Source organism: Neisseria brasiliensis (genome assembly GCF_009671065.1).
Taxonomy (GTDB): Bacteria; Pseudomonadota; Gammaproteobacteria; order Burkholderiales; family Neisseriaceae; genus Neisseria; species Neisseria brasiliensis.
On the sequence record NZ_CP046027.1, the window covers coordinates 1,648,214 to 1,664,877 of the forward strand.

Genomic DNA, 16,664 nt, shown 5'->3' on the forward strand with positions numbered 1-16,664 from the left:
TTTAAAATAGAAATCATACCGCGTGACCAGCTCCCTCATGTATTACTTATACACGGTGGTCGCTGTTGCCTCGTCTTATTTCTCTTTTAAATGACGATATGATTTTAGTAGAAACATTGTAGCGGATTTTGATGATAAAAGGCCGTCTGAAAACTTGATTTTCAGACGGCCTTTTATGATTTATTCACCCAACCCAAACCGGTTGGCTTTTTCCACTTCACGCCATGCTTCCAAAATCAGCGTGCCGTCATTGTCTTTGAGCAGGAGGGCATCGGAGAGCATGCGCCGCCAAGTACGTGCGCCTTTGAGGCCGTGCATCAGGCCTAAGCTGTGGCGGACGATGTGGCGCAAGATGGTGCCGCGGCCGCTTTGGATTTGCGCTTGGCTGTAGGCAAACAGGCGTTGCACTAAGTCGGCGTATTCGATAGGGGCGTGGCTGCTGCCGTAAAACAATTGATCCCATTCGCGCATCACCATCGGGTTGTGGTAGGCCTCGCGCCCGACCATCACGCCGTCGACGTGTTGGAGGTGTTCGGCGATTTGTTCGTTGGTGGTGATGCCGCCGTTAATCAGGATTTCCAGCTTGGGAAATTCTTGTTTCAGGCGGTAAACGTAGTCGTATTTCAGTGGTGGAATGTCGCGGTTTTCTTTGGGTGACAAGCCGTCGAGCCATGCGTTGCGGGCATGGATGATAAAAGTTTTACAGGCGGTTTTGTCGCGTAGGGTGCCGACAAAATCAGCCACGGTTTGGTATTCGGTTTGGCGGTCTACACCGATGCGGTGTTTGACGGTAACGGGAATCTGCACGGCATCTTGCATGGTGTTTAAACAATCGGCCACTAAATCGACTTCGTTCATCAAGCAAGCGCCGAATGCGCCTTTTTGCACGCGAGGGCTGGGGCAGCCGCAGTTGAGATTGACTTCGTCGTAGCCGTATTCTTCTACCGCTTTGGCGGCTTTGGCCAGCTCGGCAGGGTCGCTGCCGCCCAGTTGCAGCGCCACGGGATTTTCGCCTTCGTTGAACATGAGAAAGCGGTTTTTGTCGCCATACACAATTGCGCCGGAATTGATCATTTCACTGTAAAGCCAAGTGTTTTGCGTGATTTGGCGCGCCATGTGGCGGTAGTGGCGATCGGTCCAGTCGAGCATGGGCGCGACGGAAAGGCGGCGAGTGGGTAGGATGTTTGTGGTCATGTCAAGGTGTTAAGCGGGTGCAAATGGGCATGATTATAACAGAGATGACGGCAGCAAAATGGCTGGCGCTGACGCTATCCGGGCGGAATTGTTTTGTAAGGATAGGTTGCCGATTAAGTGAATATTTCAACGAAGTTTGATTTAAAACATGTTTCTTTCTATGTAATCTTATGTAGTTATATAAATATGTTAGTATTTGTCAAAATAAAATATTTATTAAATAATATTATGTTTTATATAGTAAATATTTTAAGTTTTTGAATAAAATTTATTTATATATGCTTGTTTATCTCTTAATATTTGAAAAGGACATGTCATGAAAGCGTTGAAATCGTTTCTGATATGGGGCTTGGTGGTGTTGGCAGGGGTATTTGCTTTCGCCACTTTAGCACTCAGTCGCGGCGAACACGTCAGTGCTATTTGGCTGGTGGTGGCTGCGGTATCGGTATATTGTATTGCCTATCGTTTTTACAGCCTTTATATCTGTAAAAATATTCTGCAGCTCGACCATCGCCGTATGACGCCGGCGGAACGCAACAACAACGGTGTCGATTATGTGCCGACCGATAAAAAAGTATTGTTCGGTCACCACTTTGCTGCAATTGCGGGTGCGGGTCCGTTGGTAGGGCCTGTGTTGGCATCGCAAATGGGTTATCTGCCGGGCACGCTGTGGATTATTTTTGGTGTGGTATTGGCTGGTGCCGTGCAGGATATGATGGTGTTGTTTGTGTCTATGCGCCGCGACGGTAAATCCTTGGGCGACATCATCAAACAAGAATTGGGCACGACTGCCGGCGTGATTGCGTCTATCGGTATTCTGATGATTATGATCATCATCACATCGGTATTGGCCTTGATTGTGGTAAAAGCGCTGACCCATAGCCCTTGGGGTACGTTTACCATTGCCGTAACTGTGCCGATTGCGCTGTTTATGGGTTTCTACGCTCGCTTTATCCGCCCGGGTCATTTGGGTGAAATCGCGATTGTCGGCTTTATCGCCATGATGAGCGCCGTAATCTTCGGTAATCATGTGGCCGAAAGTGCGATTGGCCCTTGGTTTGACTTGAATGGCGTGCAATTGGCCTTCGGCATTATGCTGTATGGCGGTATTTCTTCGCTGCTGCCGGTGTGGTTCTTGATGACACCGCGCGATTATCTGGCGACTTTCCTGAAAATCGGTACCATCATTGCATTGGCCATCGGTATTATTGTGGTTGGTCCGGTGCTGAAAATGCCGGCTGTGACCCACTTTATCGACGGTACCGGTCCGGTGTTCTCCGGTAAGCTGTTCCCGTTCTTATTCATTACCATTGCTTGCGGTGCGGTATCCGGTTTCCATGCGCTGATTTCTTCCGGTACCACCCCTAAAATGATTGAAAACGAAACCCACGTTCGCGCCATCGGTTATGGCGGTATGTTGATGGAAAGTTTCGTGGCCATTATGGCTCTGGCTGCGGCTTGCGTGTTGGAACCAGGCGTGTACTTCGCCATGAACAGCCCTGCGGCTTTGATTGGTACTGACCCTGCAACGGCGGCGCATGCCATCACTACTCATCTGCAAATTCCAGTGGATGCGGCAACTTTGGCCAATACTGCGCGTGAAGTGGGTGAGAATTCGATTCTGTCCCGTGCCGGTGGTGCACCGACTTTAGCCGTCGGTATGGCACACATCATGAGCCAATTGATTCCGGGCGAAGCAATGATGGCCTTCTGGTATCACTTTGCGCTGTTGTTTGAAGCCATGTTTATTTTGACTGCGGTGGACGCAGGTACCCGTACTTCACGCTTTATGGTGCAAGATTTGCTGGGTATTTTTGTGAAACCTTTGGGCACCGGTCAGGGCATGTTCTCGAATTTGGTGGCCACTTTCCTGACCGTTGGCGCATGGGGCTACTTTCTCTACACCGGTGTGACTGACCCATTGGGCGGCATCAATTCGCTGTGGCCTTTATTCGGTATCGGTAACCAAATGCTGGCCGGTATGGCGCTGATTATGGTAGCGGTTGTGTTGGTAAAAATGAAAAAAGAACGTTATGTATGGGTGCCGTTGGTACCGGCCATGGGCTTATTGATTGTGACTGCCGTGGCTTCCATGCAGAAACTGTTTGATTCCGACCCACGTGTCAGCTTCTTGGCACACGCTGCACAATACCGTGAAGCGGCTGCGCGTGGCGAAGTGTTGGCTCCGGCCAAAGACGTGGCGCAAATGGGGCAGATTGTCTTCAACGACTATGTCAACTCAGGTTTGTGCGCAGCATTTATGCTGGTTGTGATTTTCATCGCCATCTACGGCTTGATGACTGCCATGAAAGCGCGTAAAGTGGCTTGGCCGACTGCGAAAGAAGTCCCTGCCGTTTACCGTGACGAGGTTCAAACCAATGAGAAAATTGCTTAATCATCCTTTAATAGGCCGTCTGAAAAAAGCGCATAAGAGCTTTTGTGTCGCTGCCAATTATATGGCCGGTATTCCGGATTACGACCGCTATGTTGCCCAGCAACGCAAATATAATCCGAATACGCCGGTGATGACTCGGGCGCAGTTTATCGAGTATTGCCGAATCAAAAGCGGTGGCGGCTGCTGTTGAAAGATGAAAAAAGCCCTGTATGGTGACATGCAGGGTTTTTTCTTGTGGGGTAAGGGATAAACAGGGGGCGCTATCTTTCAATGGTCTTTCAATGGCTTAGTGCTGTAAGTGTGATGTTTCGCTTTTGTACGATATTGGCTTCGATTGATACTCAAATTTGAGATTGGCAGCAGTTGTAGTTTTTGATTCATTAAATAAAGGCCGTCTGAAAAAAATTTTCAGACGGCCTTTAAAGACTCATGCTTTATGATTTAGATTTAGGTTGATACAGAAAAATAGCAATACACAATAAAACCGGTAACGCCATTTCAGTAGATTCTTCCAATGATTAAATAATCACCGCCGAACGCTCAGAAAGCGTGATATTAAACAGTTCATCTAATTGCGCATTCAATCGGTCGATAAACTTGCTGGCCACCAGTAACACAAAAGCCAGAATCGTGTAACCATACGCTACCGGCCATGGGCGTGATGATTGGCGCAGCTGCTTGAGGAAGGTTTTGCCCAAATAAAATGCCAGTAATAATAAAAATAAGCAAATTGCAGCACCGAGCAGCTTATCGGATAAAGGAATCACATCGCTGCGATAGAAATTGTTTTTAAAAAGCTCATGCTGAATAAAGATTTGTGTAAATCCATTTCACGCAAGCCAAATAATACCGCTGTGGCCGCAGTAGCCAAGCGGGTCAAAACGGTAAAACGGGTGCATAAGCACACAATCGCCAATAAAAACCATAAATAAGGGCTGAAGATTTCAAATGTACCCGATTCGCTGAATAAGAAATTAGCCAAATCTAAGGGCGCAAAAACCGCAACATGCAAAACCAATGCCCAATATACAGTCAACAGCAAAGTGCTGATTAAAAAATGACGAGATAAGTTCATGATGATTTGAATACATATAAGAGTGTACGGCATTGTACGCCACAATGGATGAGACGTGTTAATTTATGCGGATCATATTGTAAAAGAAGAAGCCATCTGAAAAATTAGATAAGTATTTCAGATGGCTTTAAGTCAATTATTAGATTGATTCGTTACGTGATACTCGAAAGCTGATGTTATCGAAGCGCTTAAAACTGCATCTGCCCCCGCAGCCAGAATTGTCGTCCAGGCTCATTAACACGGGTTGTTTGAACCCCAGCTGAGGCATTTCCGGCCTTGTTGACGAATTCAGCATAGGTTTTATTAAACACGTTATCCACTCCGGCTTGAAGAATGGCATTTTTATTGATTTTCCAGCCTGCATTGAGTGACAAAACACCAAAGCCTGCAGAAGCGCCGATATCTTGTCCAATAATATTACCTTGCCCTTTGGCAAAACGCTTTTGTTTATTGACTACGCGCCATAGTGCCCCGGCATTAAATTTACCATTATCCCAGTTAAGTGAGGTTTTCCAGTCTAGTGGAGGTGTTTGAGCTAGAGGGATATTATCGGTACGGTTTTTTCCATAAGTATAGGCAAGGCTGCTGCCTATTGTCCAATTTGGTGCAAAGCGATAATTGAACTCAGCTTCACCGCCAAACCGTTCAGCTCTAATATTACGTGCACCAACCGAATTATCAACAAGAATAAAATTATTAATACGACTGCCAAATAGTGATACAGAGGCACGCCATTTGTCATTTTGCCAAATTACCCCGGTATCTATTTGGTTGTTACGCTCTGGTAATAAATCTTCACTACGGTTACGTTCCCAATAATCCGGAGCACGTTCCGCTGTTCCTAAGCCTAAATAGTATTTGGTATTTCCTGCCTGATGTTCATAGCGTAAAAATCCTGAATTTAAATTATATTTTTGGGTTCTGGCAGTATCATTGAGCGGGTATGCATCATAAATGGCTTTAATTTCGTCATGCCGATAACCGGCGATCCAGTTTTGATGGTCAGTATATGCCCAGTTGGCTTCAGCAAAACCTCCCCAATGTGTGAAATTTTGATTGGGCGTATACGGTTTGCTTGCATAATCTGTACCACTACGCGATGAATGTTTATCACGCATATAATCTATGCCTGTTTGTAATTCAATATTGTTAAAATCAAATGTGGTTTTTAACTGAGCAGTATCGGTTTCACGTTTGGGGTTATTTGCACGTGCCATTCCTGGGCGAACAGGCCGCATGCTGTAATTGTCCATAACATGATCAATAGTACTTTGGCCATAACGGAATTCTGCTTCCGCAAACCAATCATTAATATTGTGTTGTACGCCGCGGACATTCCAAGCGTCACGGTCAAATTTGCTACCATCCATCATTCGGTCTGAATAGGCTGCTTTTGCCCGACTGCGCTCATAAGTTGCTGCCAATAAGGTATCTGGTGAAGGGGTTAGACCTAATTGTAGCATTTGGCTGTTGCGTTCAAAATTAGAATGGGCTTTATTGTTGTCCCCATCTTGGTAATCGTCTGAGGTGTTGTAAGTAGCATTTAGACGCGCATAGCCTAGTTCATTTCCTACAGTCCCATCCACCATCGCATCGTGCCTACCAAAACTACCGATGGTATAGGCTGTATTAAAATGTATATTTTTTTCATGAAATTTTGGTTCTTTGCGTACAAAGCGTGCTGAACCTGCTACTAATCCGGTACCTTGGGTGACGGTCTGTGGCCCCTTGGTAATAACAACCTGATCATAGGAATTGGGAAAAATATAGGCAGTAGGCGGATCCATACGGCCTCCGCAACCGCCATAGATGAATTGATCATCGGCTTGAATGGCTAAACGTGAACCGCCTAAACCACGAAATAAAGGGTCACCAGATGTACCGCCTTTTCGAATGACATTCATATTAGGGACAGACAGTAATAATCCTGCTCCATCGTTTGCGGGTAAGGGCTGGACGGCTCTTTTGGTATTAAACTGCACAATATTTGCACGGTTTTGTGGTGCAGCAGTCACAACAACTGGTTCTAGTTCTTGGTGGAGAGGTGGTAATTCGGTACTACCCCAAGTGGTACTGATAGAGAAACTTAATGGTAGTAAACTTAGAAAAGGAGAAGGTTTCATTTTATGCTTTCGGATAAATGAATAGGGGCTTAGGAAGCAAAATCATCAAAAAACCTGATAAGCTCCTAATTTATTATAACATAACTGCGCAAATTCTAATGCTAGATGAATTCATGTTAATTGATTAAAGTCAATTAACATGAATATTTTAATGTTAATATTTAACCATTTTGCTTAGAGACTATTTTGAAAAAATAAAAAGCCGTCTGAAACGTTCCGATAATACAACGTTTCAGACGGCCTTAATTCAATCAAAGATTGATGTAATTACAGGCTGTAATACATTTCAAATTCCAGCGGATGCGGCGCCATGCGTACGCGGCGGACATCTTCTTCTTTGAAGGCGATGTAGCTTTCGATCCAGTCTTTGCTGAACACGCCGCCGCGGGTCAGGAATTCGTGGTCTTCTTTCAACGCAGCTAAGGCTTCGTCTAAAGAGGCGCACACGGTTGGTACCAAAGCGTCTTCTTCCGGTGGCAAGTCGTAGAGGTTTTTGGTGGCCGGATCGCCCGGGTGGATTTTGTTTTGGATACCGTCCAAACCGGCCATCAGCAAGGCGGCGAAACACAAGTAAGGGTTGGCCATTGGGTCAGGGAAACGCGCTTCGATGCGGCGGGCTTTTACGCTGTTTACCGATGGAATGCGGATAGAGGCCGAACGGTTTTTCGCTGAGTAAGCCAGTTTTACCGGTGCTTCAAAGTGTGGCACTAAGCGTTTGTACGAGTTGGTTGACGGGTTACAAATCGCGTTCAAGGCTTTGGCGTGTTTGATGATGCCGCCGATGTAGTAGAGCGCGGTATCGCTCAAACCTGCGTAGCCGTCGCCGGCAAACAAGTTTTGGCCGTCTTTCCAAATCGATTGGTGCACGTGCATGCCTGAGCCGTTGTCGCCCATAATGGGTTTTGGCATGAAGGTGGCGGTTTTACCGAAGTTGTGTGCCACGTTCCAAATCACGTATTTCATGTCTTGGGTTTGGTCGGCGCGGCGGACTAAGGTGCCGAATTTGGTACCCAGTTCCATTTGCGAGCCGGTGCCCACTTCGCCGTGATGCACTTCGACTTCGATGCCGATTTCTTCCAAAATATTCACCATGGCCGAGCGCAAGTCTTGGCCTTGGTCAACCGGTGCCACAGGCGCGTAGCCGCCTTTAACCATTGGGCGGTGGCCGGTGTTTTGGCCGTCAAGATGCGCGCCGCTTGACCAGGCGCCGCTTTCAGAAGTGATTTCATAGCGGGTTTTGTGCATGGCGGTTTCAAATGCTACGCCGTCAAACACGAAAAATTCCGGCTCAGGACCGAAGAAAGCAGTGTCGCCAATGCCTGAAGATTTCAAGTAGGCTTCGGCGCGTTTGGCGATAGAGCGCGGGTCGCGGTCGTAGCCTTGGCCGTCGGCAGGGTCGATCACGTCGCAGGTAATCACGACGGTGGTGTCATCGTAAAACGGATCGATAAAGGCAGTGGACGCATCGGGGCGCAACTGCATGTCGGAAGCTTGAACGCCTTTCCAGCCGCCCATAGAAGAGCCGTCGAAGGCTTGGCCGTTTTCAAACCAGTCTTCAGGGTCTTCCAATACGATGCGTGATGGAATGGTAAAGTGGTGTTGTTTACCTTTGGTATCGGTAAAACGCAAATCAACGAAGCGCGCTTCGCTTTCTTCAATCAGTTTTACAACGTCTTTAATAGACATGTTCAAGCTCCTAAATAGGGAAATCAGTCAATCCAAATAAACATGCGACCTAAAATGCTGCATTTGGTTGCCTATTTATTTGGATAAACTGGATCGGCGGGCAGTAAAAATCGGATGGGCTATTTTATCACGTTTCAGGGCTTGTCAGTAGCCGTTAAAAAATAGCGCGTGAAGGCTTGAGGCCGTCTGAAAAACAGCGGTAAATATAGTGATTGCGCTGTGTTTTAATCGATTCAAACCGATACATGAAATATAATTTCAGATGGCCTGATTGTCAACAATTTACTACTTCAACGGCGCAATACAGCAACTTGCGGTATTTAACGCAACATCCGCTTTAATCCTGACGAAATCCCGTTATAATAACGCTTTTGCCTGATGAGTGAAGGAAACCAGCCATGAGCAGCAAACCGCGTTACGCCGTATTCGGCAATCCTGTGCAACACAGCAAATCGCCGCAAATCCATCAAGAATTTGCCAAGCAGGAAAACGTTGCCATTGATTACGACCGCATTTACGCCGAAATTGGCGGATTTGCCGAAGCCGCTGCTGCGTTTTTTGCCGAAGGCGGGCAGGGCGCGAATGTGACTGTGCCATTTAAATTGGATGCCTTCAATTTTGTTGACGAACATTCCGAGCGCGCGTTGGCTGCCGGTGCGGTGAACACCATTATTCCCTTGGGCAACGGCAAATTCCGCGGCGACAACAGCGACGGCGTGGGTATGGTGAATGACATCATTCAGGCGCAAGGCGTGCCGGTGACGGGCAAGCGCGTGTTGCTGATTGGTGCAGGCGGTGCGGTGCGTGGTGTGATTCCCGTGTTGCAAGGCCGTCAGCCAGCCGAAATCGTCATCATCAACCGCACTCATGCCAAAGCCGAAGAAGTGGCCGAGCGTTTTGGCATTCGCGCGATTGCCATGAACGAATTGCCGGAAAATCATTTTGACATCATCATCAACGGCACATCCGGCGGCTTAAGCGGCGAATTGCCCGACATTGCACCGGCTGTGTTCGGTGCGTGTGCCTTGGCTTATGACATGGTTTACGGTAAAGATTCCGAGCCGTTTTTAAAATTTGCCGCCGAATCGGGCGCGCAAAAAACGGCCGACGGCTTGGGTATGCTGGTCGGGCAGGCCGCGTTTTCTTACCAATTGTGGCGCGGTTTCGAGCCGGACATCAAACCTGTGTTTGAATACATGAAAGACCTGTGATGTTGCGCATTCTCAAATGGCTGATTGCGCTGCCGGTGGCGGGCTTTATTTTGTTCAACGCCTATGTGTATGGCAACATCATCACCTACCGCGCCGTTGCACCGCACCAAACTGCATTCATGAGCATGCGCATGAGCCAGTTTCAGCAAGAAGGGCGCAGCGAAAGGCTGGATTACCGCTGGGTGCCGTATGAACGCATTTCCACTAACTTGAAAAAAGCGTTGATTGCTTCGGAAGACGCCAAATTCGCCGCGCATGACGGCTTTGACTGGAGCGGCATTCAAAACGCCATCAAGCGCAACCAGAAAAGTGGTGAAGTGAAAGCCGGTGGTTCGACCATCAGCCAGCAATTGGCGAAAAACCTGTTTCTCAACGACAGCCGCAGCTACATTCGCAAAGCCGAAGAAGCCGCCATTACTGCGATGATGGAGGCCGTCACCGACAAAGACCGCATTTTCGAGCTGTATCTCAATACCATCGAATGGCATTACGGCGTGTTCGGTGCCGAAGCCGCGTCGCAGTTTTTCTATAAAAAACCGGCCGCCGAGTTGACCAAACAGCAAGCCGCCAAGCTCGCCGCCCGTGTGCCTGCGCCGTTGTTTTATGCGGATAATCCGAAAAGCAAACGCCTACGCGGTAAAACCAACATCATTTTTCGGCGTATGGGTTCGGCAGAATTACCGGTCAGCGACACCGAATAATGACAAATCACTTATTAATGAAAAAGGCCGTCTGAACACTATTTTTCAGACGGCCTTGGTTTTATCATATAGTCACAAAAATAAAAATGATAAGCGTAATGGTTTCATTACGTTTGACCTGTTGACCGACGATTCATTGACTCAAAAGCTTATGGAAAAAATCACACACAGCGCCCACATCAACCTAGCAACCGCGCACAAACTGATTCAGTTCGGCATGGAATACGCCGAACACAAACACCTTCGAATCGCCATCGTCGATGCCGGCGGTCATTTATTGGCCTTTGCCCGCATGGACGAAGCGGCTTTAATTACCATCGATACCGCCATCAATAAAGCCCAAACCGCTGTTTATCTGAAAGCACCATCCACGCAGTTGGCCAACTTCAACAGCCAGATGACATCAAGTCTGGTGAAAACTGATAAGCTCACCGCCCAACAAGGCGGCGTGCCCTTGCTGCACCACGGCCACATGGTCGGTGCCGTGGGGGTGAGTGGTGCTGATGGTGAAAGCGACAACCGTACCGCCGAAATGATTGCCGCTGCATTTGCCGGATAATTGATTGGTGTCTCAAAATAAAACAATCAAACAAGGCCGTCTGAATTTCAGACGGCCTTGTTTATGGCTCGAGACCTTTAAAAATAAAACGTACAATCTCTATTCAAATCAAGCGGCTTTATTTGTATGATAACGGAAAAATACAGTAATAATCACAGAGGAAAAAATGGAGAAGCAGACTGTAGGCATGATTCAGATTACCGTAGCGGCGGTGTGTTGGGGCTCGCTCGGTTTTTTGGGCACTTTACTCAACCGTGCCGGTTTTGACGGTGTGCAGGTGGCGACTTTGCGCATTGTGATTGCGGCGGCGATTTTGTTGCTGTTGCTGCCGTATTTCATGCGCTTTTTGCGTGGCTTGGACATCAAGCGTCTGCCGATACTGACGGCGCAATCGCTGATTGGTGTGTTGGGTATGAGTTTGCTGTATTTTGCGGCGGTGGCCAAAGTCGGCTCGTCGCTGGCGGTGGCGCTGCTCTATACCGCGCCGGTGTGGAGCTTGATTTTCAGCCGCATGCTGTTGGGCGAACCGATTACGCGCAAAGCGGCCATGCTTACGGTGGTGGCCGCATTGGGTGTGGGCTTGACCATGGCAGGCGGCATGAATTTTGATGCGCTCGGGATTATGATTGGGCTGGGCTCGGGGATTTGCTACGCGCTTTATGGCGTGTTGGGCAAAAAAGTCATGACGGGCGCGCCGCCGATGATGTTGCTGTTTACCTCGGTGAGTATTTCCGCGCTGGCTTTGCTGTGTCTGCCTGCTACGCATCAAACTTTGGCTCAATTGGTTGCGTTGGATGTTTCGGTATGGCTGACTGCGTTTGCCTTGTCTTTGGTCGGCACGATTATCGCCTTTGGTTTATTTGTCAAAGGTTTGGAAAAAATGCCTGCCGCCAAAGCCGCTGTGTTCACCGTGTTTGAACCGTTTACTGCGGTGATGTTGGCGGTATTTTTGCTGGGCGAACAATTGGGCGTGTTGCAATCGGTGGGCGTGTTTTTGATTATTGCGGTGGCGGTGTTGAATGCGGTGGGGAAGAAAGAAAAAATGGAACAGGCGCTGGGATAAGTGAAACCAGCAAGCTCATCTTTATATGATAAAAGGCCGTCTGAAATTTCAGACGGCCTTTATCTTTTCATTCAATCTAAATTAAACCTTATTTCGCCATATTCTGAAACACTTCACGCGCGGTGGCGATGGTTTCGTCAATCAGTTCAGGTGTGTGCGCGGCGGAAACGAAACCGGCTTCGTAGGCGGATGGGCCGAAGGCAACGTTGCGTTCCAGCATACCGTGGAAGAAATGTTTGAACGCATCGATGTTGCTGCGTGCCATGTCACCGTAGTTTTGCGGCGTGAGGTCGGCGAAATACAGGCCGAACATGCCGCCCACGCTGTCGGCGGTAAACTGAACACCGTTGTCTTTGGCGGCGGCGGTGAAACCTTGTACCAGTTGCTCGGTGCGGGCGGTCAGGTTTTCATAAAAACCGTCGCGCTGGATGATTTCCAAGGTTTTCAAACCGGCGGCCACGGCCAGCGGGTTGCCGGAAAGGGTGCCGGCTTGATACACGCAGCCGAGCGGGGAAATGCATTCCATGATTTCGCGTTTGCCGCCGAACGCCGCCAACGGCATGCCGCCGCCGATGACTTTGCCCATGGTGGTCAGGTCGGGTTTGACGCCGTGCAGCGATTGCGCGCCGCCGAGCGCCACGCGGAAACCGGTCATCACTTCGTCGTAAATCAATACCGCGCCGTGTTTGGCGGTCAGTTCGCGCAGGGCTTTGACAAAGTTTTCAGACGGCCGCACCAAATTCATATTGCCGACAAACGGCTCCAAAATCACGCAGGCGATGTCGTTGCCGGATTGGGCGAAGGCTTCTTCGAGCTGGGCGACGTTGTTGTATTCCAGCACCAAAGTGTGTTTGGTGAAATCGGCCGGTACACCCGCTGAACTCGGGTTGCCAAAAGTGAGCAGGCCGCTGCCGGCTTTCACCAACAAGCTGTCGGAATGGCCGTGGTAGCAGCCTTCGAATTTGATGATTTTGTCGCGGCCGGTGTAGCCGCGTGCCAAGCGGATGGCGGTCATGGTGGCTTCGGTGCCGGAGCTGACCAAGCGCACTTGTTCGACGCTCGGCACCAGCTTGGCGATTTCTTCGGCGATGACGATTTCGCCTTCGGTCGGTGCGCCGAACGACAAACCGCCCACAGCCGCTTCGCGCACGGCTTCCAGCACTTCAGGGTGGGCGTGGCCGACAATTGCAGGCCCCCATGAGCCGACGTAATCGATGTAGCGGGTGTCGCTTTCATCCCAAACATACGCGCCTTCGGCTTTTTTGATGAAGCGCGGCACGCCGCCGACGCTGCCGAACGCGCGCACCGGTGAATTCACGCCGCCGGGAATGATGGCTTTGGCGCGGTTGAACAAGGTTTCGTTACGGTTCATGCTGGTGTCCTTTAAAAAAGGCCGTCTGAAAGGGTGAGGCCGTCTGAAAAATAAAGTGCCATTCTAACATTGATTTGCGGCTAAGCGGTTTCAGACGGCATGATTCAAGCAGCGAAATGCGCAGCCTGTTTTCAAATCTATGCAGATGAATATGAAAATTATTCTTTAAAAACAATCACTCTATTCATTTTTTATTGGGCTGTGCTATAATCTCGCACCTTAACCAATACTTAGAAAAAAATCATGTTACGCGGATTACTGGCAGCCTGCCTTTTGCTTTGTTCGTCGCTGACTTGGGCGCAGCGCGATGTGCCTACCGATATGAGTGTGGCGGTGTTGAAACAAGTTGAATTGCCGTATGTGAAATTGAGCAGCGGCGGCTTTTCGTGGACGAAACTGCTCACCTTGGGCTTGGTCGACGGCAATGCCGGCCGCTTCCAATTATCCCGATTCGTGCGCATCCGCGATGAAAACGACCGCTTTATCGTATTAGGCCGTCTGAATGCGCAAGTCGGCAAACCCTTGGCCGTCAAACAAGACGGCGCGGGTGTGATTCGTGAAATTTGGGTGCTGACCGAAGGCGAAGTGCAAAACTTTGCCGAGCGCGTCCAAAATCAGGCGCAGTAAGTTTCAGGCCGTCTTAAAACCCATTAAATTCCAAGCACGGCGGCTTTTATATCAACAGCCCAACCGTGTTGATTAAATATATCAAATTGAGAGAACCGCACTTTCAGACGGCCTTTGCAATCTTCAAAGGCCGTCTGAAAGTTTTATAAATCAGCCCCGCGATTACGGGCTACCTGAGAAAGCACAAACCATGAAAAAAGTCTTTATCCGCACGTTCGGTTGTCAAATGAACGAATACGACAGCGAAAAAATGCTGGCCGTTTTGGCGGAAGAACACGGCGGCATTGAGCAAGTTTCGCAAGCCGATCAAGCCGATATTATTTTGTTCAACACTTGCTCTGTGCGCGAAAAAGCGCAGGAAAAAGTATTCTCCGATTTGGGACGCGTTCGCCCGCTCAAAGAAAAAAATCCCGACCTGATTATCGGTGTGGCCGGCTGCGTGGCTTCTCAAGAGGGCGAAGAAATCATCAAGCGCGCACCTTATGTCGATGTAGTGTTTGGCCCGCAAACCTTGCACCGTTTGCCGAAAATGATTGTGGACAAAGAAACGTCCGGCCATTCGCAAGTCGACATTTCTTTCCCCGAAATCGAAAAATTCGACCACCTGCCGCCGGCGCGTGTGGAAGGCGGCAGCGCGTTTATTTCCATCATGGAAGGCTGTTCCAAATATTGCAGCTTCTGCGTGGTGCCTTATACCCGCGGCGAAGAATTTTCACGCCCGTTGAATGACGTGTTGACCGAAATTGCCGGCTTAGCGCAACAAGGCGTGAAAGAAATCAACCTGTTAGGCCAAAATGTGAACGCCTACCGCGGCGAAATGGACGACGGCGAAATTTGCGACTTTGCTACATTGTTGCGCATTGTGCATGAAATTCCGGGCATTGAGCGCATGCGTTTCACCACCAGCCACCCGCGCGAGTTTTCCGATTCGATTATCGAGTGCTACCGCGATTTGCCGAAGCTGGTGTCGCATTTGCACCTGCCGATTCAAAGCGGTTCCGACCGCGTGTTGAGCGCCATGAAACGCGGCTACACCGCCTTGGAATACAAATCCATCATCCGTAAATTGCGCGCCATCCGCCCTGATTTGTGCTTGAGCAGCGACTTTATCGTCGGCTTCCCCGGCGAAACCGAACGTGAATTCGAGCAAACCTTGAAGCTGGTAAAAGACATTGCCTTCGATTTGAGCTATGTGTTCATTTACAGCCCGCGCCCGGGTACACCGGCCGCCAACCTGCCGGACGACACACCGAACGCCGAAAAAGTACGCCGCTTGGAAGCCTTGAATGAAGTGATAGAAGCAGAAACCAAACGCATCAACCAAAGCATGATCGGTTCAGTACAACGCTGCTTGGTGGAAGGCATTTCCAAGAAAGACCCAGACCAGTTGCAAGCACGCACTGCCAACAACCGCGTGGTGATTTTCAACGGCACGCCGGAGATGATTAACCAAATGGTTGATTTGGAAATCACCGATGCTTATACCTTCTCGCTGCGTGGGGTGCCGGTGTCTAAAAATTAATTGAAGTTTTTAAATGCTAAAAGGCCGTCTGAAAATTATGTTTTCAGACGGCCTTTTTATATTTAAGCCTTTCAAATCACCCACTGATAAAGCGCAATCATCAGCGGCATACTCACTACACAAAGTAGGGTGGTGATGCCGTAAATCGCGCTGGCTTTTTGCGCGTTCTTTTGATACAGCACCGCCATCTGTGTGACTGTGGCGGCGGATGAGCTGATGGTGGCCAAAAAGCTGATGAGTACCACGGTTTGGTTGTGGCTGTTTTGCTCGGCGAGGCCGAAGAGTTTGATGATGATCAGCAGCACCAGCGGCATCAGAATCAGGCGCAGGAAGGTGACGAGGTAGATGCGTTTGGAGGCGATGATCTCTTTCAAAGGCAGCGAGGCAATCAGCATGCCGGCAATCATCATGGCAATCGGGCCGATCATGCTGCCGACATTGGCCAGCGCGTTGTCCACCACGCTGGGCAGTTTGATTTGAAAGGCAAACATGAATAAGCCGACGGCAATAGACAAAATATTGACGTTGGTAAAGATTTTTTTGACCGACATTTGGCTGCGTCCGGCAAACATCACGCGCAGGTGTGTCCAGAACAATACGGTTTGCACAATCAAATAGCCTGCGGTGTAAATCAGCCATTCCGCGCCGAATACGGCCAGCACCACCGGAATAATCAGATTGCCCGCGTTGGTGTAAATCACGGCGGCTTGTTCCAGAATATCCAGCTTGAAGATTTTGGCAAACAGTTTGCCCAGCACAATCAGCGAAAAGTTAAACAGCAAAGCGAGCTTCACCGAAAGCCACAAGCCATCGAGAATTTCGGGTGTGTAATCGACTTGGAAAGCGTGAATCATTACCGCCGGGCTGATAAGGTAAAGCGTAATCACGGAAAGCGGATAGCTGTCGGCCGGTTTGAGCAGTTTGAATTTCACCAAGGCAATGCCCATCAGCACAATCAGCGTGAGTTGGGCAATTTTTTCGGCGAGCAGCAGGGAAGTTTCCATGAGAATATTGATAGGATATGAATGGATGAGGATTTTACGCCTTTGTGATGTAGGCGACAAATTGTGTTGCCTTTTTGTATATTGATGAAAGGCCGTCTGAAAATAGAAATGGTTGCAATAAATGCTTTTTCA

The 16,664-nt window shown here is 49.0% G+C and carries 15 protein-coding genes; 8 read left to right on the forward strand and 7 right to left on the reverse strand.

The features are described from left to right. Window positions 1-180: 180 nt before the first annotated feature. A complete protein-coding gene (gene dusA, locus GJV52_RS08300) occupies window positions 181-1,194 on the reverse strand; it encodes a tRNA dihydrouridine(20/20a) synthase DusA (protein WP_154212884.1) in 1,014 nt (337 codons plus the stop codon). 316 nt (window positions 1,195-1,510) lie between these two features. Between dusA and GJV52_RS08305 the strand changes: the two genes are divergently transcribed. Together GJV52_RS08305 and GJV52_RS08310 are read left to right on the forward strand one after the other, a co-directional pair. Next, window positions 1,511-3,589 (forward strand): carbon starvation CstA family protein, encoded by a 2,079-nt coding sequence (locus GJV52_RS08305; RefSeq protein WP_095502779.1) that lies wholly within the window; start codon window positions 1,511-1,513, stop codon window positions 3,587-3,589. After that, window positions 3,573-3,779 (forward strand): CstA-like transporter-associated (seleno)protein, encoded by a 207-nt coding sequence (locus tag GJV52_RS08310; protein WP_095502780.1) that lies wholly within the window; start codon window positions 3,573-3,575, stop codon window positions 3,777-3,779. Before GJV52_RS08305 ends, GJV52_RS08310 begins: the two co-directional genes overlap by 17 nt. A gap of 328 nt (window positions 3,780-4,107) precedes the next feature. Here the strand turns inward: GJV52_RS08310 and GJV52_RS08315 are convergent, their stop codons facing one another. From GJV52_RS08315 to glnA, 4 genes are all read right to left on the reverse strand, one after another. Further along, the gene (locus tag GJV52_RS08315) at window positions 4,108-4,356 is read right to left on the reverse strand and encodes a hypothetical protein (RefSeq protein WP_100563030.1); all 249 of its coding nucleotides are present in this window, start codon (window positions 4,354-4,356) and stop codon (window positions 4,108-4,110) included. After that, complete coding sequence (locus GJV52_RS08320; RefSeq protein WP_100563032.1) at window positions 4,353-4,664, reverse strand: hypothetical protein; 312 nt, start codon at window positions 4,662-4,664, stop codon at window positions 4,353-4,355. Before GJV52_RS08320 ends, GJV52_RS08315 begins: the two co-directional genes overlap by 4 nt. A 188-nt stretch (window positions 4,665-4,852) precedes the next feature. Next, on the reverse strand, window positions 4,853-6,787 hold the full coding sequence (locus GJV52_RS08325; RefSeq protein ID WP_095502782.1) for a TonB-dependent copper receptor: 1,935 nt from the start codon (window positions 6,785-6,787) through the stop codon (window positions 4,853-4,855). Window positions 6,788-7,054: 267 nt separating this feature from the next. Continuing rightward, window positions 7,055-8,473, reverse strand: coding sequence for a type I glutamate--ammonia ligase (gene glnA, locus GJV52_RS08330; RefSeq protein WP_100563035.1), 1,419 nt, complete (start codon window positions 8,471-8,473; stop codon window positions 7,055-7,057). A gap of 398 nt (window positions 8,474-8,871) precedes the next feature. Here glnA and aroE point away from each other — a divergent pair, with 398 nt between their 5' ends. The 4 genes from aroE to GJV52_RS08350 all read left to right on the forward strand — a co-directional run bounded on the left by aroE (window position 8,872) and on the right by GJV52_RS08350 (window position 12,007). Beyond that, window positions 8,872-9,684: a shikimate dehydrogenase gene (gene aroE / locus GJV52_RS08335; RefSeq protein ID WP_100563037.1), complete on the forward strand. Its 813-nt coding sequence runs from the start codon at window positions 8,872-8,874 to the stop codon at window positions 9,682-9,684. Continuing rightward, the gene (mtgA, locus tag GJV52_RS08340) at window positions 9,684-10,385 is read left to right on the forward strand and encodes a monofunctional biosynthetic peptidoglycan transglycosylase (protein WP_095502785.1); all 702 of its coding nucleotides are present in this window, start codon (window positions 9,684-9,686) and stop codon (window positions 10,383-10,385) included. Before aroE ends, mtgA begins: the two co-directional genes overlap by 1 nt. Window positions 10,386-10,536: 151 nt before the next feature. After that, window positions 10,537-10,944 (forward strand): GlcG/HbpS family heme-binding protein, encoded by a 408-nt coding sequence (locus GJV52_RS13090; RefSeq protein WP_157798108.1) that lies wholly within the window; start codon window positions 10,537-10,539, stop codon window positions 10,942-10,944. 166 nt (window positions 10,945-11,110) lie between these two features. Further along, on the forward strand, window positions 11,111-12,007 hold the full coding sequence (locus GJV52_RS08350; RefSeq protein WP_100563039.1) for a DMT family transporter: 897 nt from the start codon (window positions 11,111-11,113) through the stop codon (window positions 12,005-12,007). Window positions 12,008-12,095: 88 nt separating this feature from the next. On the opposite strand, the gene hemL is transcribed toward GJV52_RS08350, so the two are convergent. Next, window positions 12,096-13,379, reverse strand: coding sequence for a glutamate-1-semialdehyde 2,1-aminomutase (hemL, locus tag GJV52_RS08355; RefSeq protein WP_095502788.1), 1,284 nt, complete (start codon window positions 13,377-13,379; stop codon window positions 12,096-12,098). Between the two features lie 243 nt (window positions 13,380-13,622). Between hemL and GJV52_RS08360 the strand changes: the two genes are divergently transcribed. Together GJV52_RS08360 and miaB are read left to right on the forward strand one after the other, a co-directional pair. Continuing rightward, window positions 13,623-14,006, forward strand: a complete 384-nt coding sequence (locus GJV52_RS08360; protein WP_095502789.1) for a hypothetical protein — start codon at window positions 13,623-13,625, stop codon at window positions 14,004-14,006. 190 nt (window positions 14,007-14,196) lie between these two features. Then, a complete protein-coding gene (gene miaB / locus GJV52_RS08365; RefSeq protein ID WP_095502790.1) occupies window positions 14,197-15,528 on the forward strand; it encodes a tRNA (N6-isopentenyl adenosine(37)-C2)-methylthiotransferase MiaB in 1,332 nt (443 codons plus the stop codon). Between the two features lie 71 nt (window positions 15,529-15,599). On the opposite strand, the gene GJV52_RS08370 is transcribed toward miaB, so the two are convergent. Beyond that, on the reverse strand, window positions 15,600-16,532 hold the full coding sequence (locus GJV52_RS08370; RefSeq protein WP_095502791.1) for an AEC family transporter: 933 nt from the start codon (window positions 16,530-16,532) through the stop codon (window positions 15,600-15,602). Window positions 16,533-16,664: the final 132 nt, after the last annotated feature.

What these genes read in the sequence shown, in the direction of transcription:
- dusA (WP_154212884.1), bottom strand. Translation starts at nt 1,194, where the DNA reads ATGACCACAAACATCCTACCCACTCGCCGCCTTTCCGTCGCGCCCATG.
- GJV52_RS08305 (WP_095502779.1), top strand. Translation starts at nt 1,511, where the DNA reads ATGAAAGCGTTGAAATCGTTTCTGATATGGGGCTTGGTGGTGTTGGCA.
- GJV52_RS08310 (WP_095502780.1), top strand. Translation starts at nt 3,573, where the DNA reads ATGAGAAAATTGCTTAATCATCCTTTAATAGGCCGTCTGAAAAAAGCG.
- GJV52_RS08320 (WP_100563032.1), bottom strand. Translation starts at nt 4,664, where the DNA reads ATGAACTTATCTCGTCATTTTTTAATCAGCACTTTGCTGTTGACTGTA.
- GJV52_RS08325 (WP_095502782.1), bottom strand. Translation starts at nt 6,787, where the DNA reads ATGAAACCTTCTCCTTTTCTAAGTTTACTACCATTAAGTTTCTCTATC.
- glnA (WP_100563035.1), bottom strand. Translation starts at nt 8,473, where the DNA reads ATGTCTATTAAAGACGTTGTAAAACTGATTGAAGAAAGCGAAGCGCGC.
- aroE (WP_100563037.1), top strand. Translation starts at nt 8,872, where the DNA reads ATGAGCAGCAAACCGCGTTACGCCGTATTCGGCAATCCTGTGCAACAC.
- mtgA (WP_095502785.1), top strand. Translation starts at nt 9,684, where the DNA reads ATGTTGCGCATTCTCAAATGGCTGATTGCGCTGCCGGTGGCGGGCTTT.
- GJV52_RS13090 (WP_157798108.1), top strand. Translation starts at nt 10,537, where the DNA reads ATGGAAAAAATCACACACAGCGCCCACATCAACCTAGCAACCGCGCAC.
- GJV52_RS08350 (WP_100563039.1), top strand. Translation starts at nt 11,111, where the DNA reads ATGGAGAAGCAGACTGTAGGCATGATTCAGATTACCGTAGCGGCGGTG.
- hemL (WP_095502788.1), bottom strand. Translation starts at nt 13,379, where the DNA reads ATGAACCGTAACGAAACCTTGTTCAACCGCGCCAAAGCCATCATTCCC.
- GJV52_RS08360 (WP_095502789.1), top strand. Translation starts at nt 13,623, where the DNA reads ATGTTACGCGGATTACTGGCAGCCTGCCTTTTGCTTTGTTCGTCGCTG.
- miaB (WP_095502790.1), top strand. Translation starts at nt 14,197, where the DNA reads ATGAAAAAAGTCTTTATCCGCACGTTCGGTTGTCAAATGAACGAATAC.
- GJV52_RS08370 (WP_095502791.1), bottom strand. Translation starts at nt 16,532, where the DNA reads ATGGAAACTTCCCTGCTGCTCGCCGAAAAAATTGCCCAACTCACGCTG.